Below are 25,696 nucleotides of genomic sequence, written 5' to 3' on the forward strand. Positions count from 1 at the left end.
AAATAACTCCTACATAGAGTTGAGATTAAGCTCAATGACTACTGATAATGTATCAGACCCGCTATTATTAAACCTTACAGAATTTCCAATGAATGTTGCATAGCAAATAGGATTTGGCCACAGCCCAGTATTAGCAGCGCCACCAGAATCAATTGTTGTCAGGTACATAGAGTCAGATGCATCGCATTTTAAAGCAAAGCGGTATACTGCCTTTTTCTTTGAAGCCAGCATCAGGGTAGTATGACAATTGATAGCGTCAAAATCAGATTGATATAAAATACCGGTAGCAAAACTTAAATCCCCTCCTGATGTATTTAATATTCTTAATTTTTGGTTTTTCCAGTAAATTTTACCTGCACCAATAGTGACAGGCCAAACTGCCGGATCCGTTCCGACAAAATCAGGCAAATCCATATTGTTGAGTATCACAGTGCGTGGAGTAAATGTCTGGTCTATGCGAAGCAACACCGCCCCATCAGGGCCGCGCAACTTCCATGAATCAAGCTCAAGCTTACCAATGGTGACCGCCTGAGAATTATTAATAACAAGTACATAGCTGGATACTGTAGCCGACAAATCCACATCAACATCCAGGCCTACGGACTTAAAACTCCTTAAATCACGTAACTCACCAACTCCCACAACAGCGGCTGAGCCTAGATATTTAATTTTACAGTTATTTAATTCCCGATCCTGCCGGTCATAGAACAGGATCGCTTTTCCTGAGCGTGTTTCATACTCACATTCATTCTGAATTATTCTTGCAGTTCCTGACGCGTTGCTGGTTCGGCTGCGGTGGCAGAAAAGAGAATTTCCAGTGGATTCGACAACATATACTTTATTTCTTTCAAAAGTGATTGGACCATCCTGCACTAAATCCAGACCGCCAAAAACCATTTCACCTGCGGTATCCGTCAGAGAATTGGTCACCTGATTCCCTGAACGGTCATAGCAATACGAATAACGATACACCGTGTTATCACGGTGTGTAATGTGGCCCATTACAATACCAGCGGTTTGTAACTCAGTTTCCGTGCCAGTCGCAAAAACCGCCAGCTCACCATTACGGCAGCGTATAAGCGTGTTATTGTAGGATTCACATTTATTACCGCCTTCGAAGTCTACCCCCACATCCGTACAGTCAGAAATTATGCAGTCATGCACTTTTACGTTGGTACAGGCAGCAAACCACCATCCACCTCCGGCATTGAGGGTCGGATGTGACATGCGATTTACCTGGCATGATGAAACCTCGATGTCATCACACAACCATCCCATTCCGCCATGGCGTGCAGAGACAGCATCACACAATATCGCTTTGCATTTTTGTGACTTGTAAAATTTAATCGGGATTCCAGATGTGTAGTAAGAACGGCAGTTTATTAACTGAACTCCTGAGGTTCCAGAAACAAGAATACCTGCTCCATTGTAAAACTGGCCGTCAACACCAGAAGCCCAGATATCCCTGATGACACTATTCTTACCTGCCACCAGAAAATGCGATTCTGAACCTGAGACAGTCGTTCCTGTAACATCAGCGGTTAGTGTAAACCCGCATCCGTGGATGCCCCTTAGGTTGGTATTATCAGAGAGGATGCCCTCACCAGAAACCCCGATTGAAACATCCAGAACCTTGCTTCGCGGCTCCTGACAAAACAGCTTCCACTTCGCTGTTTCGTCACCAGAGCCAGTGAAACCGTAATCAGACGCATAAAGTTCAATTGAATTAACAAAACCCTGAACCGTTTTTCCACCTGACAATCCGATCAGGGAGGCTCCAAGACCAACCTCATGAGAGGCAAGTTTCAGCGCCAGATCAGCAGTCGCCGTCATACCGAATAAAGGGACCGGGTCTCCACTGCTATTAAACCCTAATGCTGAGTTTCGGCGTGCAGCAAGCGACGGAACCAGATTGATGAATGACTCAGGGACCCTGAGCGTGCGCTGAAAGTTTGCCGCCGCCTGCTGAGACAGAACAGCATCTGATGCATCAACGTAATTTTTGGTGGTGGCATCTTGCGCATTTACAGGATTTGCCAGATTGGCAATCCGGTTACTCTTGGCATCGTAGTATTTTGCCAGCCAGGATGGCTTCTGAAGCGCCAGAGAGAAAATAGACAGGGCACGCTGCACCAGCATGGTCAGGTAGTCAAAGGCATCCTCATGGACTTCCGCAAAAAAATTCCCCTGATTCCTCAGGTCAGTCTCCTGCACTGCAGGTGGTGAACGGTCTATGGATATCTGCCACTCGTCAGCCAGAGGATTTGTTAATACGACATTGCCGCCATTGACAACGCCTACCCCTGTCACCGTGTAGTCGGTGCCAAGCACCAGTGAGGTGATATTCTCAGCAGTATCCATCACTGTGACGATAAGGTGGCTGGCGCTGAGAACGCGAAAACGGTACTGGAAAACGGTGGTAACTCCATTCCCGGTATATTGTTCGTGGTTGACCACTGATGACACTGTCATTTTTGGCAGGCTCCAGACGTTGAAATTAACGACAAGTCTACCGCATTAATGCCACATGTGGGTATTTGGTAATTGCACTTTCTGGCTACAGCGTCAATAATTTTTTCTTACATCTGCAACCAAAAACTTGCGCGAATAACTGGATAAATATACAGTCTATTCAGGAGGGCGATCACGATGAAAGAAACCGGTACTTATCATTACCCTGGCAGTGATGCATATACGGAGAAACTGTATAGCGATGATGGACTTAAAACACTGGATAGCGACTCAAAAATAATCCGGCTTCTGGAAGAACTGGAAATGCGCGGTCACAATGTAGGCGGTGCGCGTGATGAAGTTAACGCCCTTCTTAATTACGTCCGTGATTCACGAAAAGTTAAGAATGACATGATCACACACCTCGAATATTTGCTCAGTTGTGCTAAAAGGGCATGAAATTATTAATCAAAAATAATGAAACAATAAAATGATTACTCATTTGGTAATCATGTTTTGTTTATTTTAGGACAAATGCTCCATTGTTTCACTGGATACACGATGCCCCCGGCACTACCATTTTTCCCCATGAGATTTAATTGTCAGGGGTAAAATATGGAAATTTTCTTGGTAGTCATTGGGGTTGTGGTGATTATTATTTATCTGATAAGCCAGAATAAATCACGCACTCGCACAGAAACACGGATTCGCGGAAGCCACACCATTGATACACCTAACGGAAAGGTAACCATTGAAACAGACACCACTCACACGAGCACCAGAACGGAGTACGGACAGCAATCGGTTAAAAACACTGAAGCTATCTCTGCTGATACACTCAAAAAAATGATGGACTCCAGAGTCAATCCACCTGTGGTATCAGTCCCACGGAAAAGCCCGGCCCAATCAATAGCACCCGTCACGGTCAACAGGCCAGCTGTGATCGATGCTAATCAGGAAAAATCAATAACCACACCCAATCAGTCAACATCACCAGTAACCAAGGTGTGCACGCGTTGCAGTCGAAATCTGTCACTAGATAGGTTTCGCCGTTCCAGTAAGTCACACCATGATGGTTATACTACCTGGTGCTCACACTGCCTGGATGGTCCCAAAAATACTCGACATACAAAATGGTGCCCCATGTGTGAGATACGCAGGAAACGCACGAGTTATTATAAAAATGCAAACAACCCTGATGGATTAATGTCATGGTGTAAAACTTGCTGGGATGCGAGAACTGGAAATAAATATAAAAATTAAAGCCCGAAAAACGGGCTTTTTAACCATAAAAGACAATCACTTGACGCAATTATTTCCCCGCCAAGTAATTCTTTCCACTTTCTTATCGCTATTAACTTCCACGAATATATTACATGAGAAGTTAAGGTTGTATCCGCCAGACGTATAACCTGTAGTAGTGGCATAAAGCGAATTGCCGTAAGCATTTGCTGTCGTGTTATAAGTTGTTGTCTGAGGTACGTATACACTTCCATTATTCGAATATACGTATACTTCATTTCCATTCGGTGCAGTCATCGTGGACGCAGGATATCCCCATTGATTCACAAGGCTCTGCGCATCACTACCAATCCAGCTATCCATTGCCTGTTTAAAATTCGCTTCGGTTTGGCATCCAGCCAGTAAAAAACCGAGAGCAATAATCATCACTCTTATCATTTTATTGTCCTATAGATTTTTCAAAATCAGGAGCACGGCGCGGTGCCGCATCGCCTGGATTCCACCAACTGGTCACATCGAACTGACTTTCCGCACGATCACGTACCCGGTCGTTGTAGCCTGGGTTAGCCATTTCCTGTAACTGCTGCAGTATTAAATGGTTCGTAACCGCCTTTGTATACCACAGGTTAGCGAAGGGTGTAATCATCCGTGCAGTCTTAATTGCATCTGCGCCAAACGTCGTATCTTCTCCCTGCAGTGCCTTCTGTGGGTTGGTTATAAGCAACTTCATCAGTGATTCGGCAAGGCCAAGACTGGGACCACCAAGCGTTGCCGCGATGCTGGAACCATATTGTGTATGGTCCTGGAACAGGAAGTCACCATAGATACCAAATCCACCCCCCTTCAGCATTGCCCCAACCCATGCGCCTGGTTTTGTCATATCAATCGGGTCATTACCTGAAAGCAATGCATTCATCTGGTTTGCGAACATGCCAGTAAGCACAGTCCCGCCGATATAGGCAGCAAGATATTTCAGTGCTGGTACCCGTTCCAGATCCTGAGCGCGGGTGACCATCTGCCGAAAACCTGCAAAAGGTGTTGTTTTAAAAAGCATGAAACTTTTAAGCAGGTCCCCCCCCTGATCGCGTGCATAAGTATCAATGCCCGTTGCCGTGGTGATTGCCTGTGTCATTTCACCATGGGTGATACCCAGCAGCTTTTGTGCGGCTTCAGCACGGGCATTACGGACCATGCGAGTTATTGTCTGTTCGACCTCCGCATCATACGCCTGACGGAGATTTGCAGAACGCGATTCAGTCATTGCACCAAGGTTTGCCAGTGCTTCATCTGCTCCAGCGCGGATACGCTCTATCTGAGGGGCCAGTATTTCAATGATCTTCTCTTCCGGCACCGCATAGATAGCATCAGGTGTCATGCCCATGTGGCCACTGCTCGTCATCGGTCTGAGGTCAGCAGCAGCCATAATTGCCCAGTCCTGAGGCGTCCAGCCCTTCTGTGAAAGAAGGGCTTTATCAGAGCCTTTCAGTGCGTCAAGCGTGGAAAAGCGCCGGGTCAGTTCACCAATGTTTTTATACATCAGCAGTCCGAATGCCGCCTTGTTAGCACGATCCATCGCGATAAGTCCTGACCATTTCAGTGTTTTCTCTGCAAACCAGCCGGTGATCCCCCGCGTCAGATCAAATCCCCCCATCTTCGAAATCACTGCTGAATGCGCATCTACCATCAGCCCCAGCTCAGCATTAGCGCGTTTTGCATCACCACTGAACAGGTTACGCAGGGTATTTGCTGACAGTCGCATGCCGTTACGGTCGAAACCCAGCGCTTGGGCAGCGGCGCGCATAACTGCCTGGTCAGAGGTTGCTGTAATAACACTGGAGCCTAGCATTGCGGATGTCATCAGATTGCGCAATCCACCCACCACCGAGGAAAATACACTGGTGCTGCTCACTCCATTTAGCCCGGCCATAGAATCAAACATGCGTTTAACTAACTCGCGTTCTTTACTCATCGACTCTATCGGTCGGGCTGCCCCATCAATGCTGACTGCTTTCTGATAAACACGATCGGTAATCAGATTAAAGTTGGTAGCGGCATCAGGTCCGAATACCTTTACTACCCCAAGGTCACGTGATGCAGCCTGAAGGTGCCCCATCATCACGCTGACTACCGGCTGTTGAGTGTATTTCTCCATGTAACCAAAATGGCTTTCAGCGTCTTTGAATGCCAATACCCGGCTTTGAGAACCACGGTTTTTTAGCCCTCCTGTACCAGAAAAAGCACCAGGTTCCTGCTTCTGAGCGCCATCTGTTGCCTTGCTTTCATAGATGTGTTCCAAGGCTTCCCGGAATTCAACATCATTCATCGGCGTACCATCAGGGTTCACAAACTGGGTGCGATCCTGGGTGTTATAAATATCATCTACCCATTTGCGACGCGCCCAATCACCCGGAGGCATGCGACCAGAAATACGAGCCTGGATACGTTCGGCAACCGGAAGTGTTGCCAGCCATTCCTCTCTACCTGCTGCACGTATAAGGTCGGCGTCATCAACATAAGGAAGATGCCAGTCATCACGCAGACCAATGTCAAATCCGTTATCGTTCATCTCCTGGCGTGCACGGGTTGTAACGTCACTCCAGATCTTAGCCACCTTTTTTGCCGCGGCGTTTCCGGTATCCTCACCGTAAATCTCTTTCAGGAGCTGCAACTGATATGACCTACCCATCCGTGGATCAAATACGTTGAAGAACTTCTGCACATCGCCGCCGGCTGCCGTAATTTCTGCGATTAACTGGCGAGTCCAGTCCTGATAAGCTCCGGTTGCCAGTTCCTCTGCAGAGACCACATCGATATCTTTTCCACCAAATACTTTCCGGCCAGCGAAGATGAACTGTGCCAAATTTTTCGGTGTCTGTTCATCTGTTGGGATATTGTTGTTTAGCGTTTCGGTGACATTGTTAATAGCGATGGCGTTCTGTGCCAGGCGCTGGCGCTTTTTGAATACATCATGAACGACACGCTGGGCCTCCAATTCAGCAGCAAGCCGGTAAGTCTCAGCATCGGGAATGCCGCCTCTGCCATCCCTTGCGTTCATACGAGACACCTGACGCACTGAGGCTCGGAGCCGGTTCTCTATGTTCTTCAGTTCATCAGCTTTTGGCTGGCGACCCAGCGTCTGAGTGATAGCGTCAACACAGGCTTGTTTCATTATGAATTCCTCAGGAAGCAGGTAGCAGCAACGCTATAAACGTTCGATTCTTTCTGTGCAGTGGCAATCTGGTTATCAAGATCGGCGAGTGCCTGGGAAAGGGTGACCTGCTCGCCAGTATCGGGGTGTGAAACCATGATGTCTGGATTCAGCTGTGACATGTCACGCGCAGCCATCAGGTCAAAACTGTTGGAAGATAGAGCCTCACCTGTATCCGGATTTGTGCTGATTTGCTCAGGTGATGATGACTCGCCCTGTCGGTCTTTTCCGAAAGCACTGCCATTCCGAACCGGTGGGGGATTTTGTGCAGGAACGTCGCTCACTGTCTCCGGGATACCGTTTTCCCGGTAAATATCTGCAATGCCAGCACGCTGTGCTTCACCATCGGTAATAGCGTCATGTCTGACAATCCCATCCAGACCACGAATCTGCTCGGAAACATTCACAGGCTCACCATCCATAAGCTGCCTTGACGCCTGATCCATAGCTGCAACATGGCTGTTTATGCTGGCCTCATTCCCATGAACCACGGGCGAGGATTCAATATCGTAATGCAGGCCCTCATTCAGGACATGAGCGGCATCCACATCACTTGGCCTGACGCCGGTTTCCGGCACCAATCCGCGCATGCTTTCCGGGATAATTCCCTGCTGCAGTCGTGACAGGTCAGAGCGAGCATCATAAAATCGGCCCCCTGGGCTGCTATCTGCCAGCGTGGCACCGCGCAGATCAATCTGTTCTTTAAGCTGGCCCATTCGTAAATCTAGTTCATTAACCTTCGCGGTACGCTGTGCGCGAGCACTCGAAAGGGCTTTACCACTTCCGGCAATTGGGGTGTTCTTTATCTCCTGCATCTGGGATGTGGCCTGGTCAAGCTGATACTGAAGATCATGAATCTCCTGCGCCAACTTCTTTCTGTCACCACGATTCATAACCTGAGCTGCCAGCCCCTGAAGCTCTGCCAGTTTTGATTCATAGGTCACAGTTGGTTCACCTGAATCTGCCTGAAGAGATATCGTTGATTCTGGTTCTGTCAGAGGTGCCGTTGTGGCTGCGTCGGGTGATGTAGATGTATCAGGCGATTCAGGTGTTGAGCCATCAGAAACGACAGGTGCAGGATCGGCAAGAGGAGTATCAGCTCGTGGTGAGGTGAGGTGATGCAGGCCACCGAACGCGGCTCCCAAGACACCATCAACCAGCAGCGCCTGTTTATCCCAGACGCGATATTGTTTCGCCAGGTCATCATAACCGTTTTCCTCAAGCGTCTCGCCCAGGGCAAAGCGGTTAGCAGCGCCAAAACCGGTGTTGATCCCGATCCCGGACAGCAGGCGGGTTGCCAGCCTGCCGCCGACACCTGCCGGAAGTGCCATCCCCAGAGCATCAGAACCAGCCTGCTCAAGTGCCAGAGTTCCGGCTGTGTCAGCATCCACACCTTTCGCCAGAAAGTCCTGACGCGTGGATTCAAAGCTGCTACCAAAGGCAACCGCTCCACCTGCTACGGGACCAGCTGCAACAGTGGCGCCCATTGCCGGAGCAAACCGGCCTAATCCCTCGAGTACATCAGCAGCAATACCCTGGCTGTTTGGTGCGGGCTTTACTGCATTACGCGCTTCGTTAAGCGCCTTTTGAATGTCACTGAAATTCTGATCAACAACCTGGTCTAGGTCGGGAATATCCCCACGCAATGCGCTATAGGTTGGAGATAGTTTCGCTGCCTCAACACCGGTTTGCAGCAGCCCTACGGTACCCTCAGCAAAACCACGGAATACTGCTGAACCAGCACCCGCATACCAGCGAGGATCATAATCATCAGGTTGCGCAGGATTTGATGCTGCCTGCGCGTCGGCCCACACCTGCCCCTCCGGGGCCAGCGAAAATAAGTCAGACATTACTGTACCCTCACCGTGATTGGCACACCGGTGCGTGGATCTGTCGCCCAACGGCCACTACCGGTAACAAGCCGATACTGGCTGTCGCCAACGTTGACCGGTATAAAGTTCGCCTGTCCGGACGGATTGAGGCCCGCAGCCTTAAGCGCATCGCCTGCGGCGGAAGTGTAGCGATCCTTAAAGGTGCTTTTATCCATTCCAAATGGCATCACAACATCACCACCATTGAAGCCCTTCAGCACACCGCCGGTTGCCATCTGCACAGCTTTATCAGCAATATCGCTGTCCACCACTTTGGTGTTAATACCATCGTTATCGCCATTGGTGTACGCCAGGCCAGCATAAGCTGATTTGAATATCGACCAGGCCATCTGCCGAGCCTGAGGGTTATGCGAGAAAGAAGCGCCAACAGCATCGTCAAAGCTCTGTTTCAGCTTGTCATCCGAAGGCAATTTAACCGCCGTGATACCTGCGTCTTTCTGCGCTTTTGTCGGATTAATCAGCTGATCACCCTGAAGGATAGTTTTCGCCACATCATATTTGTCCATAGTCGGCTTGTAGGAAACGAACTGGCTGTATGGGATGACGGGCTGACGGTTGTCATACTGATTATCAGGGGTGCCGAGAATAAGCGCAGAATACGCCGTTGCAGCGCTGTCAGGGGCTATAGTTGCGGCAACACTTCGGAGCGCCTGAGGAGGAAGATTATTTCCAAAGTTCTGAAGAAGGTTGATCGACTGATTCACGTCTGTGGTGCCACGAACCCGGTTACTCAGGGATGACGCTTCCTGCGTTGAAAGGATCGGCGCGTTGATACCCAGTTGTTTCAGTCTGTCAGCAGAAGCGGAACGGGTTTTAATTTCCGCTGTGATATCGGCAGGATTGGCCGAGCTGATTGGTTTGTATGCGCCAAGATCGACTGCTGCCTGGTAAGGATTGGACTCACGAAGACTAATCACCTGTTTGGCTGCGGCCTCGACGTGGTCATATGCATCTGCCCTGCCGGAAAATCCTTCCCCGTTTCCTAACTGATCTTTAAGGCCTGAAACATACTGCTGAATACTGGCCGTTGGCATGTTCCGGAAAGAACCGATGTACTGTCCAGCGACACGTTGATTTTCCAGATCAGTGAAGCGCTGATTGCCTTCACGATATCCCCAGGCTGCCATCATCTGGCCCTGCGTCGGCGGATTACTGAACTCAACACCTTTCAGATAAGCCGCTTTTGCGTCAGAAATCTGGTCAGTCAATTGTGCCTTAAGCTGAGTCTGCGCCTCTGTTTGCAGTGATTTAGCAGCGCGAAGATATGCCCCCTGGGCCTGAGGGCTGGCAGCATCGAAAGCTGGATTCCCGGTATAACGTTTTGGTGTATCAAGTGCCGTCAGCCCAAGCGCCGCCCGCACGCCGGTATCTAGCTGATCAGACGTGTAAGGAATGCTGCCGTTTTCATGCTGCACAATGCCTGAAGTCAGACTTTTAAGCACATTGATATCTGAAAGGTTAAGCTGGTCATCAGGCTTTACACCCAGCTTTGCGCACAGCGCTTTCACATATGCGTCAGTATCGTTGCCATCTTTTGCGGGTGCCCAGCGATTGACGATTTCATTGACGGTATCAAAGCCTTTATTGCCATACGACAGCAGGTTTTTCCCCAACGCCCGGATGCCATGCTCAGGCGTCACGAAACGGGCAAAACGTCCGTCACTGCCGTCCTGACCTTCCCAGGGGTTGGTGCCTGCCTCTATGTTTCCAGGGTTGTTATTGCGTAACCCTCGGGCATCCCCCGTGCTGCCCCCAGAAGAAGGAACGCGCATCGCTCCATCGGAATCACCCGGCTCACCATTACGCGAAATGAAGTCGATATAGTTCTGCGTGGCCGCTGCCGAAAGAGCGCCATCGGCTGACTGTTCTTTCAGGGTATTCTTGGCGTTCGCCCGTTCCTCATCACTCCAGCCATGCGCATCGGCAAACTGATCGATAGCATTGAAACCCATCTTCACCGTGGCAGTGAAAGCCTGCGGATCGTTATATTGCCCCTGCGCATTGGTAATGGTTGACTGCTGAAGCGCCTTAAACTGGCCTTCTTCATATTGGCGTACCTGGCCGATTTCATAGCTGCTGGCCTGCCGCTTGAACTGCATACCCATCTGATTGACCTGCTGCATAAACTCTCGCCGCATTCCCTCAGGAACCTGCTGCATCAGTTCATCAGCTTTTGCCCGCACACCAGCAAGATAAGTATCAGACTGACCAATAGCATTTTTCCCCTGCTTTGATTGCAGATCAGTCATGCCATCGTTGCCAAAAGATTGTAATTGGAGCAACGCATCCTGTGTCTGTGCAACATTGGCTTTATGCAGCTCTTGTGCAAAGACACCAGCAATACGCATGCCAGCTTCACCTATACCAGCGCCAAAGTTTTCTGGTGTGGTCTGAACGTTTATATTCGGCGCAGGTAATCCCTGATCGACAGTTTGACGCTGACTTAATGGTACTGTTGGCATTCACTGATCCTCAGAATGTAAAACTGTTGCTGCCATAACGTGCACTTTTAAGAGCGCCAAATGTGGAATTATTGGCGCTCCCTCCGGTGCTACCGGAAGTAAATGCCGATCCGCCCGCCGTGCTGTACGCGCCATACGCGCCAACTGCACCGTTAAGCAGTGTCGAACCGACCTGCAAATTACCCAGTGAGGAATAAGCGGATGCCTGCGACCGACTGGCCGCCGCTTCAGCCTGCAAGCCATAAGCCTGACGCTGCGCGTTGTTCACTGTAGTGAGCGCATCAAGTTCACCCTGCTGCGCGGTATCACCGAAGATATCGAGAGATGTCCCGCTGCTGATGTCCACGCCATTCGCTGCAAGTGTGGCCGCCTGTGTTCCGGCAAGTTGCCGTGCCCGCTGCCGCTGTTGTGCAGCCTGCTCATTGCCCGCGTTAATGGCAGCATTCGCTGATTTCTCCTGGACGTCAGCGTTATAGTTCGCAAGGGATGACTGATATTTCGATTGCTGTTGCTGGCTGTAGGCAGATACTGCTGTGGCAGCCAGCATGGCAACACCAACGGCTACTGGTCCGCACATGGTTTTTTCTCCAAGGTGAATCTGTGAAATGGCATGCTGTTCGGCCCAGCCAGCACCGGTTCTTCCAGCCGGAATCCCAGCCAGCGCAGCCATTGTTTGGCTGCTATGTTGCGCGCATCAACGTAGTTTTCCAGGTGTGGGTAGGTTTCCAGAATGGCAGCCAGAACGGGTTTGCTGTAGCGGACAAAGGTACGGGAATACTTTTCAAGCCGGTCAGATGACACCAGCCACGGCGTGCCGCGACCAGTCAGGATGCAGGCTGGCGTAACGCCAAAGATAGTGACAACCTGGTCATCTGCCAGCCCGGCCCAGCACCCGGTTGAGTGACGCAGCCCATAATCAAGAACCTGCACAGGTGTCATCCCCCACCCGGATTCAAATTCATCGATATCGGCCTGGCGAACATGTGGCAGCAGCTCGGCAACATGCTCACTGGTGGCGGGGATAATCTCTACCTTTGGCATCAGCGCCCCCCTACCGTCACCGACGGGATGACCGCCAGCACGGAAAGCGGCAGCGGGTCGGTCTGCCGGATATATACCCTGCCGCCCTTATTCCAGTTGGCATCAATTGAGATGTCCACCACGCCGGTGGCGTCATCAACCGGATTGTCATAAAACTCAAATTCACGCTGTGGATACTCATACAGGTGCTGACTGTCTGTTCCCGCCCAGATGCCACGGCTGGAGTTAACAATCAGGCTGACCTGCGGGATGATCATCTTTTTATCCAGGAGTGTTTCCTGTCCGGAAATATTGATATCCAGCGTCTCAAATTCAGCAGTGATCGGCAGGCCGATATGAACGACAGCGCCGGGAGATTCCAGCGTCACGCTGCCGCCGGTCACCGCCTTCTGCGGTTCAACGTTGCCATCAGAGAGAATGCTCACGGTTTTGCCTTCAAGATGTGACAGGCCGGTAAATGTCATGCGCGCCATAGACCATGTCGATATTGCAGTCGCCTGGAAGGCGGCAGGCACATCGCGATTAGCCTGAACGGTCACCACATTTTCACTGACGTAATCGAGTATTTTCAGGCGCAGCGTTTTGGCGATCAGCTCATCGTTTTCTGTTTCGCTGTACGGGAAATACACCGCATCACCTATGTTACCGGCACTGAAGTAACCAGCGCCGGAGACAGTCAGAGTAAACGGGCCAGCCCAGCCCCATGCGCCATTGCTACTGGTCAGCGTCATCGTCCGGCTGGTGTCGGTGTTTCGACCGTCATAGCTCAGGCCACAATCGATAAAAAATGCATCGACATCATCCGCGAACTGCCGCGTATTCAGACGCTCTATATAACGTTTCACCGAGCCATTAACAGTGCGCTGAATGCTGAAATAAACCGCGTCTTCGGTGCCTTCACCGATGCTGCATGTCGATTCGAAAATGCCGTCACCGGGCTGAGGTGCCCAGGCGAAAACCTGCTGATCACGGAGATAGGTCAGACACAGCAACATGCCGTCACTGCGGATGACCCAGCCGGCGGAGTAAGGCACCACGGTGAAGGACCAGTCAACCAGCTGATAACCCTGAAACAGATGATTAGCCAGCACGGTTAAATCGCTGCCCTGATAGCCGTCCACGTCAAACGAATAGGCCAGGTCGCGCACCACACTGCCCTTTTCCTGAATGAAAAGCGCGATATTGCTGACAGTGATCGGCGGTGTGGCGCTGCACCCGTCAGCACCCTGTGAACTGAATGAGAAGGAACTCGGCGTCAGGGTATTATTCTGATCACCCTTGATCTGGAACTGGCCGCCCGATGTCAGAGCTATCAGGGAGCCAACATCAATCAGATGGCGGATTTCATTTACCTGACGTCCGGCGTAGTTGTAGACGATACGGTCTTCGTCAGTAATGGGATTGCTCTTTCCAAAGTCCTTATAATCACCAGACCGGCTGCACCAGACAGTCTGTGGATAGGCGGTTGACGCGGCGAAAATAAGGCGCTGCTGATAATACGCCACAGTACCGGGATAGCCGTTTACACTGTTCCAGGCGTAACGGCCCCATTTGTAAGATGCATTAGCGCTACCCACTGCATTTGAGGGAATAAGGGAAATAACAGTCGCTGTCGCCGTCAGGCCATCCGCTGACACAGCAGTGATGCGACAGATTCCAAAACCAGAGTGCAGGTATTCCCACTGCACGCCGGTATCATCATCGCCTTCACCGCCCCACCCATCCCAGGCCATACCCTCGGTGTGCGACGGGCGCAATGTTCCGGTTTTCCCCGCGGTATTGGCCCGATAATAGTTATCGTCAGCACGGCGCATCAATCCGATAGTTACGGTTTTACTGGTTTCCCACACTGGCACCGAATCAACCGCCTGCTGCTCAAGATAAAACAGCTTATCTACCTGTTCAGCGCCAAAGATAGCGCTGCTGGCGGTCAGCGTGATCGTGCCTGTTTCATCGCTGGCATAAACCGTTTTGGCTTCATCAACATTGATGTCCTCGAATGGGCCGTTTTTGGTCGTTACCTCTACAATCGCCCAGTTATTATGTGCGTAACGCTGTAACTCCTGCGGCGGATAGGACGGGTGGCAGATCGTCATAACATCAGCTGACTGCGTGAACTTCAGGTTAAACAGATCAGCTTCCTGATACGGTGTCGCCAGCTCGTATATTTCATTGCTGTCGGTCAGCACCTGGCCACCATCCTTGAATACGCGCATATAACCGTCACCGAACTCCAGCGCGTAGGTCTGCACTGTGGAGAACTGGAACGGGATAAGGCGGCATTTCCGATCAGGATATTTGGCTTCAGCAATAAAACGGGTGCCGGGGCGGTTCTCTACACCACCATACTGGCGCACGATGAAATTCCTGCAGCGCCGCAGTGCCACGGCGTACTTAGCCAGGTCAACGCGGCCATACATGTTTGGCGCTATTTCTCCGCCAGCAAAGGACGGCTGAATAAGACTGTTTGCCATCAGTTGAGCCTCGCGCTGGTAAATTCGCTCTCAGGCTCAACCGGTTCCTGACTCTCATTCAGCGAGTGGCTGCCAGCGCTGCGGATGATCTGGGCGTACATCGTCAAAGAGTTCTGCACCAGTGTTGGGGCACTGGACAGCGGCATGCCGATTTCACCCGCCAGCTTCCACGCCAGCGCGCTGCGGAACAGGGCATCGAACATATTGGGGTCTGTCACTTTAGTGACATATTTAAGCCATGCCTGTGGTTGATCCGTGTAAATCAGTTTGCCGGTACCATCGCTGTCACTGCCGACCGTATATTCAACGCGCATCCGTTCCGGCGGGTTACGCATGCCAGGAAACATGATTTCAGTAATGCGCATACAGTCAGTCGGGTAGCGGTAGGCATATTGCCAGTCAGGCGGGGCATTACCCGTGTCAGCCAGCGCCACACGTTTAATGGCAAAGTTCCAGTCGAAATCTGACAGCACCTCTTCAAGCGCAGAACCGTAGTGCAGGTTACATAACCCTGCCTCTTTGCTCTGCTCTGTCAGGCTGTTAATAGAACGGCTGTTACCCAGGCGACTGAGCGCGATGTTGCAGATTTCGATGACAGAGGCCATTAATCATCTCCGCCAGGATAAAACGCATTCTGGAGGTTTTTAGCTTCATCCTGATTCGGTTGAGCCATTCCCAGATCGGTTATCTGAAAATCGACATTGCTGCGCGATTCACCACCTTCAGCCTCATTCGTACTGACGCCAACGACCTTGACCAGACCACCGATCGCCAGCACATCGCCTACTTTTGGGACAGCAACACCCAGCTTTTTCAGCGCATCGCCGTCAAGAGATAAACGCAGCCCCCACGGATATTCATCGCGTGTTTCCGTCTGTCCGTTATCGCCCTCAACTGACTCAGTACCGGTTTTCATATTGACGACTTTCATGTGACGCTCCTGAAAAAGAAGGGGCCAACCGGCCCCTTGCTTGTTGCCGGTTAAGCCCCGAGTTCTTTTTTCTTCTCGTCGATCTTCTGTTGCATGGTCTCAGCCTTCATGTTGCCGGGCTTCTGACCAAACAGTTGCTCGTAGAGATCACGGAGTGCCTGGAGATTTTTCTCTTCCTCCGGGTCAATTACCGGGGTCTGCTCCAGCACCGTTCCAGGTGCCACAAGATTGTGGCCAGCATCACCTTCATACTCGATTTCATCGCCTGGCTCATGCAGGCGACCATTGATAAAAGAGCGATGCTTAACGGTGTACTTAGGCATTGGTCTGCACTCCCCCGGTAATACCAGCAGTCACTTTGCCAGTGGTCGGTGCAGTACCGGTTACGGTGAAGTTCAGGCGGATATAGCGCTTCAGGTTCATCGGCAGCACGATGATCGGACCTTTGTATCCCACAACTAGGCTGGCAATCGGGACGACAAGAGAGACCAGATCAACGGCGGTGCCGAAAGCCGAATCGCTGTCGGTCTGAACAGTGATGGTCAGGCTGGTCAGGTTGTTGAATGCCTCAACAATCTGAATCAGCATCGGGATTTCCCCGGCCGCACCGGCATCTTTAGCAGAACCGGTGTCAATCACATTGGTTGACACTGCTGTTGCCGTGATGGCCTGTGCGCTTGAGAAAATGGCTTGCTGATCGAGCAACATTTTTCCCCCTTATGCCGTAACGGCTGATTCGGTGTTGAGGATGGCGTCAGCGCGGCGGATCGGGATACCGAGGAAAAGAACAATCTTTTTCCCTGCGTATTCGTCGATGGTCAGGTTGACGTTTTTGGCGTTCATCGCCTGCTTGTGCAGGAAGGCGTGAATGGTTTTGTTGCAGTAGATAGCCTCTTTGCCATCGCCCAGCATTGCCACATCGCGCTGGTAGTAGGCATCAACCATCATGTCGATAAGGTCCGCGCCGGTTGAAGCGTCTTTCTTCAGCGTCGTAACATCGATGTTTGCAATGCGGGAGATTGAACGCCAGTCACGGACGGACAGGCCCAGCTGCCATTTGAACTCGTCGCGATAAGCACGGTAAAAACCGTTATTGCCATCAGACACCAGGTCATCACCGAGATCTTCATGCTGGAAACCAGCAATAGACCCATCGGGGTAAATCATGTGCGCGGTGTTTTCACCCCATGACATGAACCAGATGGAGGTATTGGTGGTTCCGGTACCGCCACCATTGAGAACGTTTTCGGCAGTCGCAGCCTTTGAAGTGCTCAGAGTGTTAAAGCGCGGAGCCAGGCCCATAAAAGCATCAGGTTCAGCATTTGAGTTGCCATAGAACGTATAGCGGGAAACCTTGTTGTTGAATCCCTGCAGCTTGCCCATGCTCTCAGACGCGCGGAACGCAGACGAGTTATTGCTTCGGTCTGCCAGATCTTTGTCAATAAACCCCAAATCATAAAGCTGACCAGTGGTATCAATTACCGGCACGGTCTGTGATTTGGTTGGCTGGACGCCCTGGTTGTAGCGACGCCAGACCGGCTCAGGAATACCTGAGCGAATGGTAGTTTTGTGCTTAGAGCCATCGTTACACGGCACATAAATGGCATCCGTAAGCACGTCGTTGGTTTTTGCCAGTTGCTCAACGATCGTCGCGAGACGACCGTTTTTATCGGTGCGGTTGTGCACGTCAAGCAACGTAGGCAGTGTCTGACCAATTAAAGCCATGTTTCACTCCTCACTTCTTGCTGGGATAAAACGCGGATACAAGGTCATTGCCTCCGCTGTCTTGACTACTACCGGTATGCATGACGTCCTCCGCCATACTCTTTCCGACCTTCACGACAAAACGCACCATTTCGGGATGGTTGCCGAGGCCGGTTGATTCGAGGAATTCACGAAATTCAGGCGTTGCAAACTGATCCATCGCCTGTTTAGCTTTCCCCATGCTGGCGTCGAATTTATCGCCGCCGAACTCTTTGTCGCTTTTGGCGGAAACGCCCCAGTCAGCAACCTGCTGTTTCCATTTTTCAGCCTGCTGGGTCAGCATCTTCGGCATTACATCTTTGCCGTACAGGTCGATCAGCTTCTGCGCCTGGTCCTGCGTCAGGTTCAGTTCCCGGGCGATAGGCTCAAACTGGGCCACTGCGTCCTTATCCAGCTCACTGCCCTCAGGTGCCTTAAACTCATATTTCTCCGGGGCACCCTGCGGCTCATCCTCTTTCTTGGCTGGATCGCCCTCTTTTGACTTGCCATCACCATCCGTAGGCTTGCCATCATCAGGCTTTTCCGGATCACCCCCCGGCTTATCAACGCCAGGTTTATCGTCTGATTTTTCAGGCGTGCCGCCCTGCTGCGTACCAGGTGCACCACCACCGCCACCATCGCCCGGGTTAGGTGTTTCAGCGGATGCCGCCTCTGACTGGTAACGGGCGTTAAATAGCTTTTTAAATAAACTGTTCATAGAGCCTCTTGGGGATTGGCAGAGCTGGATGATTCATCGTCACTGGCTTCTTTTGCCATCGTCATATAAAGCTCTGGGCAGTAACGCATGACATCAGAAAACAGGCGCAGGCCCTCACTGCGACGGCCTTCATTGAAATTGGTGGCGTTGTTGTCGCCGGTGAAGGAAATGGCGAAAACGCCAGCATTTATCAGCATGCTCCAAATGAAACGGCGGCCCTGCGGCGAGTCCATCACATGGATAAGGTCATCACGCTGACGCCTTGCCAGATCGCGCTGCTTTATCTCTGCATCCCGAAGTAGTTTTTCTTCCTGCTCTGGCGTTAACTCGCTCATTGCTGGTCACCTACCGCCATTGCAGTCAGAGCGTTACGGCCTTCCAGGCTGGTCTGACTAAGGTCTTTTGCACCCTGCACGGCGGCCTGCGCCATCTGAATCTGCTGCAACTGCTGTTGCTGTTCAGCGCGTTGCTGGCGCACCTGCTGCACAACCTCATCCGGAACAACCACAGTCGGGGATACGCCAACCGCATCTGCGTAGTTGTCGATAAGCTGATCGGTATCGAGTTTGTCCAGTGCCTCAGGTTTGGCCTGTGCAACCTGTCCGACAAAGCCGACAAAGCGTTCAATGCTGCTGACGCCAATAGACTTCTGCGCCTGAGCCATCACGGAAATGTATTCAATGCGCAATGGCATGCCCTGCATCACTTCTGGTGCTGGCGGCAGCATGCCTTTGCGAGCCATGATGGAAAACGCGCGGTCAATCAGCGGATCAAGGAATTCATCGTTAAGGCGCTCCAGCACCGGACCGAGCATCAGAAGTTTTTCTTCGCGGAGTTCGTTGACGGCTTCAACTGGCATGCTGCGGGTGTTGATGTTCTGAAGCATCAGGAACAGATCAACGAAATAGGAGCTGCGGATAATCTCGCGTGTGTCCTGAATATCGGCCACCAGATCAGCAGTCTGCGGATTAACCATGTATAGAGGTTTAAGCCCTTCCTGCCCGGTGAGCTGATCGACATAGGTGATAGCTCCTGGTAACTGGGAAACTCGCTGGGACTTCAGTGCTGAAGGTCCAACCATCGGCGGGTTTGTGGCCTTGTCGATCAACTGGCTTTTGCGCTTCTGCTCAAGCTGCAAAGCTTTAACCTGGCCCAGGGCGGTTATGCCCGGGCAATTGTTGCCATACGCATCTTCGCCGTTCACTTCCCAGCGTGGCGCGAGGATCGGGAATTCGTCATAACCCGATTCGCTCAACACCTGATCACCACGCCCGGCGGATTCGAAATAAACTGATTTGTATCTCTTGTTTTTGGCGTCGAAACGGCCGGTGTCACGGCTGACATTGGGATAGACCGCATGCACGATATCGTGCCATTTTTCGGTGTGCTGGTTGTTCCAGTCACCCTTAACCGAATCGCTGACGTTATCAATTCCGAACTTATCAACCAGCTGGCGCGTGGTCATACGGAACTCACGGAACACGGTGTCAACACTCAGCCTAGCGCTGTTCGACACGTAATAGCTTCCGATCGGGAAAGGCATCGTGCGTATCACGTCTTCGTCATCTTCCAGCACAGCCATAGCGGCCGTGCCGTAGGTGCCGAGCTGGGCATAAACTATAGGCAGTGACTGGTACAGGTTCGACTTATTGAACATGTCGTTCATGCGGTTCTGCACCGTCTCCAGCCACATTTTGACCGGGCCATAATCCATCATCTGCGGATCCGGCAATGCCAGTTTGAACCACGGGCGTGCCGGGCTGGTGATACCAGACATCATTCCGCTGGAGAGCGTGCGCTCAGCCAGGGTAGCAGTCGGGTCTACAATTTTGGTGTTACGGCGTTCGTCGCGGTTGGCATCAGAAACGAGAAAACGGCTGGAGCGCGGGCTGATAAAATCAGACAGGTCACGCCAGTGCGATTCGAAAGAGGTTCGCTCCTGCTTCAGCAGCCCGAGCTGCTTATTCAGTCTCTGTTTCAGTGTCTCTTCAGCCATGATTGCCCCGATGCGTGGTTACTGGCCCAGCAGCGTTTTGCTGCTGGTATTGGCCTGAGAGGTGTCACCCTGAGCACCGGTCAGCAGGGTTGATGCACGCCCGGCAGCAGCGCGGCGGCGGCGTGTTTCTTCATCGCGGGCATCGACAACAGCGCTGTCCTGAACCTGAGGTGTGGCCTGAACTTCGGCAGTGGATGGAACTGACGGCGTGGAACCAATACACATGGCTGTAACTCCTTTCCAGAATTACCAAAATTAAATCATATGTGGGTAATTATTACCATTGCTGGAGAAATGATTTGACAATAGTTACCATAATGGTAATTATCGATTGCAGGATGTACCGGGGGCAGCACCGAAAAAGACTGCCAGTTCGTAAACTACGTGATTGCGTATTACCCGAACCGCGCTGGCTGGGAGGTCAGCACACAACAGGTAAGCGTCATTTGGTGGTAAGTCCCACCCTTGCATTGCATGGAGATGGCGCTTTCCGTTGTGGTGAATGCGCAGGCTGATGCGCTAAAGGTAGCGGTTTTAATACTGTGGGAATTGTCGCCGAGTAAATTCGACGGGATGTGGTCAGGCATTGCTGCCGTTCCAGACAACCTGACAACAAGACCTCCACAGATGCTGGGATTTTCAGCCCCGGCCATCACAACCAAAGTGGGCATTAGTGATTTATCACACTGCCGCTGTCGTTAATCGGAAAGACGTTAAAGCCCCGAAGCCACTGCGTTAGTGTGGCACACAACGCTGATGGCATTTGCCGGGTGTTTTCGGACGCTTTAGAGACGGTGAATGTCATCACCGATGTGCCGCAGGACCGTTATATCCATTGGTGTGTGCAGTTGGCGGCTCAGTGTTTATCCCAGTGTCACTGAGTCCGCCCTTTTTTGGCACAGACGGACGCCATTGCGATGGCTTCTCTCTGTACCCGAAGAGGTGCATTCCTGAGGTCTGGTTTGTTGCCCGCGTCGCTGCGGGCCTTTTTTTAACTGAAGGCCGACTATGAAATCCTTCCTGACCTGGCTGAAAAGCCTGTTTATCCATCCCAAAGAAGAGAGCACCGAAATGTCAGAACCACTGAATAATACTGCTGCTGTGCAACCGGCGACTGTAGTTGTTCCTGCGACTGTTGGTAACGATCCCGCGTCTCCGATTACTGAAGTCAAAACCGGCGTGGCCGATTTCGAAGCCGCGTTGGCATTTGTTGAAAGTGGCGTTGAACAGCTAGGCGCAGCCGCTAAAGGCGAGCTGAAGGCGCTGGCGAAGAAGTATCTGTAACCCTTATTTCCTCCTTGAAGCCCGCCAGTGCGCGGGCCTTTTCATTCTGATATGATCGAAAAAATCCCAAACGCAATGATGTAAAATGACAATAAAACAGAGAATTGCCGATGCTTTCGTGAACTTTACTGACGAGTGGAACATGGCGCTTCATAAGGCTATCGAGAGAAAGATATTTGAAAGTTACAATAAAACATTCCCGAACGGCCTTAGAGACCCTGATAAGGTAGATCAAACGATCGAGTCAATGCGCGTTTTCTACTATCAGAGAATGGTGAATACAGCGTCCCTGTTACTTACAGGAGTATCGTTACTCGTTGCACTTATAGCATTGGTTGTTGCCATAATCGCTATCCACTACACATAAGCTTAAGTTTCTGTATGCAAGCTGTGCACCGGATGAAATATCCTTCTATTTTTGTCTGAAAAATCGTGGGTGAGACTATTCCTAGTGCAAGGTTATAGCTAAGATTGGTTAAAAATCAATTACCAATCTGGTGACAGCATGGCAGATATAAAAGAAGTTATTGATGGCATAAAGGATATTATTATCAAGCCAGTTCAGGAGTCTGTTTCGTTCAAGGCAAGAAGTGCTTTCTTTGGAACATTCGTTACCTCATGGCTAGTTTTGAACTGGGATAAAATCGCTTATTTTTTTATGTCTGACGACAAGGTATTAACAAAAATATATTTATTGAAAGGTGAGTTCCCTCCACAACACATTGAGCAAAATCACTTATCAACAATAACCCAAAATCTGACTTATCCATTCCTAGCAGCATTAGCATTCACTTTTTTATACCCATTCTTTATCTGGCTGACTCAATATGTACATAAGTGGATTTTTAGTAAAATTGAAGGAATGAACGAAAACACCCAGAAAGAAACGGTAAAGAGACGACAGGATCTAGACCATGATATCGAAGAAAGTGAAGGTTTAAAGAACAAAATCAGAGCGAGAATTGAAAGGGAAATTTCAGAAGACACACTAAACGCTTTCATAAACAATGAAAGAACAGATGAACTAAGAAAAGAACTTAGTAAAAACAGAGCTGAAAACGATAAATTAATATCTCAAACACAAAGCAATCACGTATTAATTGAAAACCAAGAAGGTATAAAGATAAATTTAGAAAAAGAAATAAATGGTTTAACGGCGAAGCTAGGCCCCTTGAAGGAAGCAAACGCCGAAAACGAAAAAATAATCACAAAAAACAAGGATCTAGAAGCAAGGTTAAATTCAGTAAATAATGATTTAAAAACCAGAAAAACCGAGATAATCGAGCTGGTAGAACGAATCAACAGAATTAAAATTAATTACCAAGATCATATGAACTTTGAAAACATAACTATAACCCTACTCGATAAAATTAAAAATCAAAGAGATGAGTTTCATAAAAAAGTAGATAATGAACTTAAGCCTTCCCTTTCTCAGGAAAACCTCAATAGAATAAATGAATTCTTAAATGAGCTTAATTATTTACTGTCAAACGGTCGTTATAACGTGGAAAGACCTGAGGTCATGAGTATGGATCATAATCTGTAATGCTCATGCCCTGTTCATGGCCCCCAACATATTGCGACTTCTTCACAACCGGGAAGGCGTATGTCAGCACGTAGGCATCAGCATTGTTAGGCGACCGGCCCAGCGTGTCTTTCACTTCTTCCTTGTCCTGCAATATCTTGCGGCTGTCCTTCAGCCTGACTTTGTACTCAGGTGCTGACAGCTCGTCGGCCAGCTCCTGGCTATCCAGCTGCGCACCATCTTTGAGTGCCTTCTTCGCTGAGTTGTACATTTCCCCGCGCTTGTTCGCCATTTCTGGATCCGTAGAGCCGCCGCCGAACTGAATCAGCTGCCAGTTTCGGCCCCAGTTATCGCCAACGGATTTCAGCCCGGTGCCATAGCCATAATCGATGAACACCGCGTCAGCCTGATACTGATCCTCAAAGTCGGCGATCACCTTCGCAAACCATACGTCATCGGTGGTACGAGGATATTCGCCCAGTTTTTTACAGTGCAGCCCCTTGCGCAGGTAGATAACAGCCGGATCTTTACCCTGGTGCGATGGGTCAACGCCAATGACTGTAGCCGCGTGGGCTACCTGCGACTCCGTGATCACCCTTCCAACGGCTGCATCGGTCAGCCCAGACGGAATAAACTGGGATTCTGATGCTGACGGGAACTGCCCGCGCACACGGACTTTCACAAAGTCGCTGTCTTCGCCGTAGTCATCCACCCACTTCTGCAACTGTTCCTTGTTGGTGCCTTCCACTGTTCGGCTGTCGATCTGCTTCGCCTTCCAGCGGTGGCGCAGCTTGCGGAAGCATTCGCGGAAACGCCCGGTGTTACGTGTCGGGTTACCGAACGCCACCCAGATGATTTCGGTGTCTTCATCGGTCAGCGCACCCTCAGCAACTTCCCACACCAGATCGGCAATGTTTGATGCCTCATCGAACACCAGGATGATGCGCTTGCGCTCATTGTGCAGGCCAGCAAATGCCTCGGTATTATGCTCTGACCACGGAATAGCGTCAGCGCGCCATGCTGAATCGTGGGCAGAATCATTGCTGTAAATCGCCGTTTTGGTGGCGGTGAACCAGTCACGGGTGATACTGAGGCGCTGCCATTTGGCGATTTCAGGCCACGTTTTCGTTCGCAACTGGTTATCGGTGTTGGCGGTGACCACCACCTTGCAATCCTCACAGGTGTCCATGCCCCACTTCACCAGCATGGAAATGAACGCTGATTTACCGATACCGTGGCCGGAAGCACGCGCCAGCATCAGCGGCTGGTGCCGTGTCTCAGGATTTTGCAGGTGCTCGCCAATCTCTTTAAACGCCTCGGCCTGCCATTTGCGCGGACCTTTGGAGTGAGCGAGGTCTGTGCCCTCTTCGCCCCATGGGAACGCATACAACGCATACCCGTATGGGTCATGGGTGAAACCGGCAATATCCTCAATCAGCTGCATTTCCAGATCGGCGGCGGCATTAGACATGGTGCATTTTCCATAATGCGATGCATATCATTACAATTCCGAAGACACACCCGGCGGCCATCGTTAAAGCGAAAATAGCTGCCCACCGCTGTTGCATACGCATGAAACCGTTCAGCTTTGTCATCTCATCCTGATTACTCATTGTCACCACCTGCTGCGCGCTTGCGGGCTTTTGCCAGGCGATCGGCAAGGCTGATATTCACCTCGACTTCAACCTTGTCGCGGAACGCTGAAACATCAACGTGGCGGCCAATCAGTTCAAGAATTCTGACCTTGTCCAGCAACTTGACCTTCTTCAGTACGGCGTTACCGTCTTCCATCTCCAGCACGTCGAAACCGGATACCGATTTACGCCATACCGCTGGCCACTGTTTGATCGGCTTTATGGCCCCGGTCTCGTCCAGGATGTCACCTACATCAGCCTCAATCATCTCAGCCAGCTTAAGCAGTACGGTATCTGCATCGATTTTGGTCCGCCGGCTGCGCGCTTGTCGTAGCTGCGCGATGCGCTGTTTCACCCGGGTATCTTTCATCAGACGGCTGGCGGCCTGCGCCGCTGTGGCAGGTTTATACCCAGCAGCGATGGCGGCGGCAGTCTGGTCGTCGGGATTCTTCACCATCTCCTCGCAGAATCTGACCATCTGCTCGGTGAGTTCAGTCTTGGGCTGTGGTCTCGGCACGGGTAAAACCTCCGAATAATTACCGTTTTGGTAATCTTATCATGCAAAAGAAAACCGCCAAATGGCGGCTTAGTCGTAACGTGCATATATCCGGTCCCAGTGTTCTGTATACCGGTCGTAAGCAAAGTTGAATGCTTCGTTCTCGGTATCGAACTTCTGGTCGGTAATCTCCACCCATTCGCCTTGCTGGAAGTCACGCACATCCCACTTGCCGCTCTTGCGCTGCCAGACAATGGTCATGCCGACGAAGTTACGGTTTTCATATGGGTCTGGTGCCCGTTCGCCTTTGCCGAGGAATACAAACTTGTGACCGCTGAAGTTTACGCTGCGCATAAAAAAGCCCTGAAACACTGTTTATAAAAACAGTATAACAGAGCCGTTTTATTTTTCGTGACATGTCACAACTAAGAATACCACTTTTCCATCTGCTCAAAGATGTCTGCAGCTTCTTCGCAGCCAGAATCCCGAAGCCATTGAATGATTAATTCGTCAGCATACATATGCGGAAGTTCAGCATCACCGCCTTTACCATCATTGGATATCTGTCGCAGCTTTTCTGTAAACTCTTCTTTGGTCAC

24 protein-coding genes are annotated in these 25,696 nt (G+C 50.8%); 3 read left to right on the forward strand and 21 right to left on the reverse strand.

Features of this window, described 5'->3' with window-relative positions:
• Positions 1 to 9: 9 nt before the first annotated feature.
• Positions 10 to 2,472, reverse strand: coding sequence for a right-handed parallel beta-helix repeat-containing protein (locus AC6I8X_RS22875; protein WP_497841211.1), 2,463 nt, complete (start codon positions 2,470 to 2,472; stop codon positions 10 to 12).
• A 177-nt stretch (positions 2,473 to 2,649) separates the two neighbouring features.
• Between AC6I8X_RS22875 and AC6I8X_RS22880 the strand changes: the two genes are divergently transcribed.
• Positions 2,650 to 2,910 (forward strand): hypothetical protein, encoded by a 261-nt coding sequence (locus AC6I8X_RS22880; protein ID WP_497841212.1) that lies wholly within the window; start codon positions 2,650 to 2,652, stop codon positions 2,908 to 2,910.
• An 840-nt stretch (positions 2,911 to 3,750) separates the two neighbouring features.
• Here AC6I8X_RS22880 and AC6I8X_RS22885 read toward each other — a convergent pair.
• The 16 genes from AC6I8X_RS22885 to AC6I8X_RS22960 are packed head-to-tail and all read right to left on the reverse strand — an operon-like array spanning position 3,751 to position 20,383.
• Positions 3,751 to 4,119, reverse strand: a complete 369-nt coding sequence (locus tag AC6I8X_RS22885) for a hypothetical protein (protein WP_497841213.1) — start codon at positions 4,117 to 4,119, stop codon at positions 3,751 to 3,753.
• Positions 4,120 to 4,132: 13 nt separating this feature from the next.
• Positions 4,133 to 6,862: a hypothetical protein gene (locus AC6I8X_RS22890; RefSeq protein WP_497841214.1), complete on the reverse strand. Its 2,730-nt coding sequence runs from the start codon at positions 6,860 to 6,862 to the stop codon at positions 4,133 to 4,135.
• Positions 6,862 to 8,751: a hypothetical protein gene (locus AC6I8X_RS22895; RefSeq protein ID WP_497841215.1), complete on the reverse strand. Its 1,890-nt coding sequence runs from the start codon at positions 8,749 to 8,751 to the stop codon at positions 6,862 to 6,864. The genes AC6I8X_RS22890 and AC6I8X_RS22895 overlap by 1 nt, the downstream gene beginning before the upstream one ends.
• Positions 8,751 to 11,255 (reverse strand): hypothetical protein, encoded by a 2,505-nt coding sequence (locus tag AC6I8X_RS22900; RefSeq protein ID WP_497841216.1) that lies wholly within the window; start codon positions 11,253 to 11,255, stop codon positions 8,751 to 8,753. The genes AC6I8X_RS22895 and AC6I8X_RS22900 overlap by 1 nt, the downstream gene beginning before the upstream one ends.
• A 10-nt stretch (positions 11,256 to 11,265) precedes the next feature.
• Positions 11,266 to 11,832 (reverse strand): virion core protein, T7 gp14 family, encoded by a 567-nt coding sequence (locus AC6I8X_RS22905; protein ID WP_497841217.1) that lies wholly within the window; start codon positions 11,830 to 11,832, stop codon positions 11,266 to 11,268.
• Positions 11,817 to 12,296: a hypothetical protein gene (locus tag AC6I8X_RS22910; RefSeq protein ID WP_497841218.1), complete on the reverse strand. Its 480-nt coding sequence runs from the start codon at positions 12,294 to 12,296 to the stop codon at positions 11,817 to 11,819. Before AC6I8X_RS22910 ends, AC6I8X_RS22905 begins: the two co-directional genes overlap by 16 nt.
• Positions 12,296 to 14,770 carry a phage tail protein gene (locus AC6I8X_RS22915; protein WP_497841219.1) on the reverse strand — a complete coding sequence of 825 codons (2,475 nt, stop codon included), beginning with the start codon at positions 14,768 to 14,770 and terminating at the stop codon, positions 12,296 to 12,298. The genes AC6I8X_RS22910 and AC6I8X_RS22915 overlap by 1 nt, the downstream gene beginning before the upstream one ends.
• Complete coding sequence (locus AC6I8X_RS22920; protein ID WP_497841220.1) at positions 14,770 to 15,375, reverse strand: phage connector family protein; 606 nt, start codon at positions 15,373 to 15,375, stop codon at positions 14,770 to 14,772. The genes AC6I8X_RS22915 and AC6I8X_RS22920 overlap by 1 nt, the downstream gene beginning before the upstream one ends.
• Positions 15,375 to 15,701: a capsid staple protein gene (gene gp10 / locus AC6I8X_RS22925; RefSeq protein WP_497841221.1), complete on the reverse strand. Its 327-nt coding sequence runs from the start codon at positions 15,699 to 15,701 to the stop codon at positions 15,375 to 15,377. Before gp10 ends, AC6I8X_RS22920 begins: the two co-directional genes overlap by 1 nt.
• 50 nt (positions 15,702 to 15,751) lie before the next feature.
• Complete coding sequence (locus AC6I8X_RS22930) at positions 15,752 to 16,024, reverse strand: hypothetical protein (RefSeq protein ID WP_497841222.1); 273 nt, start codon at positions 16,022 to 16,024, stop codon at positions 15,752 to 15,754.
• Positions 16,017 to 16,409: a Bbp16 family capsid cement protein gene (locus AC6I8X_RS22935; protein ID WP_497841223.1), complete on the reverse strand. Its 393-nt coding sequence runs from the start codon at positions 16,407 to 16,409 to the stop codon at positions 16,017 to 16,019. The genes AC6I8X_RS22930 and AC6I8X_RS22935 overlap by 8 nt, the downstream gene beginning before the upstream one ends.
• A gap of 9 nt (positions 16,410 to 16,418) precedes the next feature.
• Positions 16,419 to 17,426, reverse strand: coding sequence for a major capsid protein (locus AC6I8X_RS22940; RefSeq protein ID WP_497841224.1), 1,008 nt, complete (start codon positions 17,424 to 17,426; stop codon positions 16,419 to 16,421).
• A gap of 10 nt (positions 17,427 to 17,436) precedes the next feature.
• Positions 17,437 to 18,162: a peptidase gene (locus AC6I8X_RS22945; protein ID WP_497841225.1), complete on the reverse strand. Its 726-nt coding sequence runs from the start codon at positions 18,160 to 18,162 to the stop codon at positions 17,437 to 17,439.
• Positions 18,159 to 18,497, reverse strand: coding sequence for a Bbp19 family protein (locus AC6I8X_RS22950; protein ID WP_497841226.1), 339 nt, complete (start codon positions 18,495 to 18,497; stop codon positions 18,159 to 18,161). Before AC6I8X_RS22950 ends, AC6I8X_RS22945 begins: the two co-directional genes overlap by 4 nt.
• Positions 18,494 to 20,158 carry a portal protein gene (locus tag AC6I8X_RS22955; RefSeq protein ID WP_497841227.1) on the reverse strand — a complete coding sequence of 555 codons (1,665 nt, stop codon included), beginning with the start codon at positions 20,156 to 20,158 and terminating at the stop codon, positions 18,494 to 18,496. Before AC6I8X_RS22955 ends, AC6I8X_RS22950 begins: the two co-directional genes overlap by 4 nt.
• Positions 20,159 to 20,176: 18 nt before the next feature.
• The gene (locus tag AC6I8X_RS22960) at positions 20,177 to 20,383 is read right to left on the reverse strand and encodes a hypothetical protein (RefSeq protein ID WP_497841228.1); all 207 of its coding nucleotides are present in this window, start codon (positions 20,381 to 20,383) and stop codon (positions 20,177 to 20,179) included.
• A 783-nt stretch (positions 20,384 to 21,166) separates the two neighbouring features.
• On the opposite strand from AC6I8X_RS22960, the gene AC6I8X_RS22965 reads away from it, so the two are divergent.
• A complete protein-coding gene (locus AC6I8X_RS22965) occupies positions 21,167 to 21,442 on the forward strand; it encodes an Ig domain protein group 1 domain protein (RefSeq protein ID WP_497841229.1) in 276 nt (91 codons plus the stop codon).
• 505 nt (positions 21,443 to 21,947) lie between these two features.
• Positions 21,948 to 22,988, forward strand: coding sequence for a hypothetical protein (locus AC6I8X_RS22970; protein WP_497841230.1), 1,041 nt, complete (start codon positions 21,948 to 21,950; stop codon positions 22,986 to 22,988).
• Here the strand turns inward: AC6I8X_RS22970 and AC6I8X_RS22975 are convergent.
• From AC6I8X_RS22975 to AC6I8X_RS22990, 4 genes are all read right to left on the reverse strand, one after another.
• The gene (locus AC6I8X_RS22975; RefSeq protein ID WP_497841231.1) at positions 22,963 to 24,438 is read right to left on the reverse strand and encodes a terminase; all 1,476 of its coding nucleotides are present in this window, start codon (positions 24,436 to 24,438) and stop codon (positions 22,963 to 22,965) included. The genes AC6I8X_RS22970 and AC6I8X_RS22975 overlap by 26 nt on opposite strands.
• 134 nt (positions 24,439 to 24,572) lie before the next feature.
• Positions 24,573 to 25,118 (reverse strand): terminase small subunit, encoded by a 546-nt coding sequence (locus tag AC6I8X_RS22980; protein ID WP_497841232.1) that lies wholly within the window; start codon positions 25,116 to 25,118, stop codon positions 24,573 to 24,575.
• A gap of 69 nt (positions 25,119 to 25,187) precedes the next feature.
• A complete protein-coding gene (locus AC6I8X_RS22985) occupies positions 25,188 to 25,451 on the reverse strand; it encodes a hypothetical protein (RefSeq protein ID WP_497841233.1) in 264 nt (87 codons plus the stop codon).
• Positions 25,452 to 25,522: 71 nt separating this feature from the next.
• Positions 25,523 to 25,696, reverse strand: a complete 174-nt coding sequence (locus AC6I8X_RS22990; protein WP_497841234.1) for a hypothetical protein — start codon at positions 25,694 to 25,696, stop codon at positions 25,523 to 25,525.

Source organism: Pantoea sp. X-Soil-TKNS-1280, from assembly GCF_059730475.1.

What these genes read in the sequence shown, in the direction of transcription:
- AC6I8X_RS22960 (WP_497841228.1), bottom strand. Translation starts at nt 20,383, where the DNA reads ATGTGTATTGGTTCCACGCCGTCAGTTCCATCCACTGCCGAAGTTCAG.
- AC6I8X_RS22890 (WP_497841214.1), bottom strand. Translation starts at nt 6,862, where the DNA reads ATGAAACAAGCCTGTGTTGACGCTATCACTCAGACGCTGGGTCGCCAG.
- AC6I8X_RS22955 (WP_497841227.1), bottom strand. Translation starts at nt 20,158, where the DNA reads ATGGCTGAAGAGACACTGAAACAGAGACTGAATAAGCAGCTCGGGCTG.
- AC6I8X_RS22915 (WP_497841219.1), bottom strand. Translation starts at nt 14,770, where the DNA reads ATGGCAAACAGTCTTATTCAGCCGTCCTTTGCTGGCGGAGAAATAGCG.
- AC6I8X_RS22950 (WP_497841226.1), bottom strand. Translation starts at nt 18,497, where the DNA reads ATGAGCGAGTTAACGCCAGAGCAGGAAGAAAAACTACTTCGGGATGCA.
- AC6I8X_RS22880 (WP_497841212.1), top strand. Translation starts at nt 2,650, where the DNA reads ATGAAAGAAACCGGTACTTATCATTACCCTGGCAGTGATGCATATACG.
- AC6I8X_RS22900 (WP_497841216.1), bottom strand. Translation starts at nt 11,255, where the DNA reads ATGCCAACAGTACCATTAAGTCAGCGTCAAACTGTCGATCAGGGATTA.
- AC6I8X_RS22985 (WP_497841233.1), bottom strand. Translation starts at nt 25,451, where the DNA reads ATGCGCAGCGTAAACTTCAGCGGTCACAAGTTTGTATTCCTCGGCAAA.
- AC6I8X_RS22875 (WP_497841211.1), bottom strand. Translation starts at nt 2,472, where the DNA reads ATGACAGTGTCATCAGTGGTCAACCACGAACAATATACCGGGAATGGA.
- AC6I8X_RS22905 (WP_497841217.1), bottom strand. Translation starts at nt 11,832, where the DNA reads ATGTGCGGACCAGTAGCCGTTGGTGTTGCCATGCTGGCTGCCACAGCA.
- AC6I8X_RS22920 (WP_497841220.1), bottom strand. Translation starts at nt 15,375, where the DNA reads ATGGCCTCTGTCATCGAAATCTGCAACATCGCGCTCAGTCGCCTGGGT.
- AC6I8X_RS22945 (WP_497841225.1), bottom strand. Translation starts at nt 18,162, where the DNA reads ATGAACAGTTTATTTAAAAAGCTATTTAACGCCCGTTACCAGTCAGAG.
- AC6I8X_RS22930 (WP_497841222.1), bottom strand. Translation starts at nt 16,024, where the DNA reads ATGCCTAAGTACACCGTTAAGCATCGCTCTTTTATCAATGGTCGCCTG.
- AC6I8X_RS22940 (WP_497841224.1), bottom strand. Translation starts at nt 17,426, where the DNA reads ATGGCTTTAATTGGTCAGACACTGCCTACGTTGCTTGACGTGCACAAC.
- AC6I8X_RS22965 (WP_497841229.1), top strand. Translation starts at nt 21,167, where the DNA reads ATGAAATCCTTCCTGACCTGGCTGAAAAGCCTGTTTATCCATCCCAAA.
- AC6I8X_RS22885 (WP_497841213.1), bottom strand. Translation starts at nt 4,119, where the DNA reads ATGATTATTGCTCTCGGTTTTTTACTGGCTGGATGCCAAACCGAAGCG.
- AC6I8X_RS22975 (WP_497841231.1), bottom strand. Translation starts at nt 24,438, where the DNA reads ATGTCTAATGCCGCCGCCGATCTGGAAATGCAGCTGATTGAGGATATT.
- AC6I8X_RS22910 (WP_497841218.1), bottom strand. Translation starts at nt 12,296, where the DNA reads ATGCCAAAGGTAGAGATTATCCCCGCCACCAGTGAGCATGTTGCCGAG.
- AC6I8X_RS22895 (WP_497841215.1), bottom strand. Translation starts at nt 8,751, where the DNA reads ATGTCTGACTTATTTTCGCTGGCCCCGGAGGGGCAGGTGTGGGCCGAC.
- gp10 (WP_497841221.1), bottom strand. Translation starts at nt 15,701, where the DNA reads ATGAAAGTCGTCAATATGAAAACCGGTACTGAGTCAGTTGAGGGCGAT.
- AC6I8X_RS22970 (WP_497841230.1), top strand. Translation starts at nt 21,948, where the DNA reads ATGGCAGATATAAAAGAAGTTATTGATGGCATAAAGGATATTATTATC.
- AC6I8X_RS22935 (WP_497841223.1), bottom strand. Translation starts at nt 16,409, where the DNA reads ATGTTGCTCGATCAGCAAGCCATTTTCTCAAGCGCACAGGCCATCACG.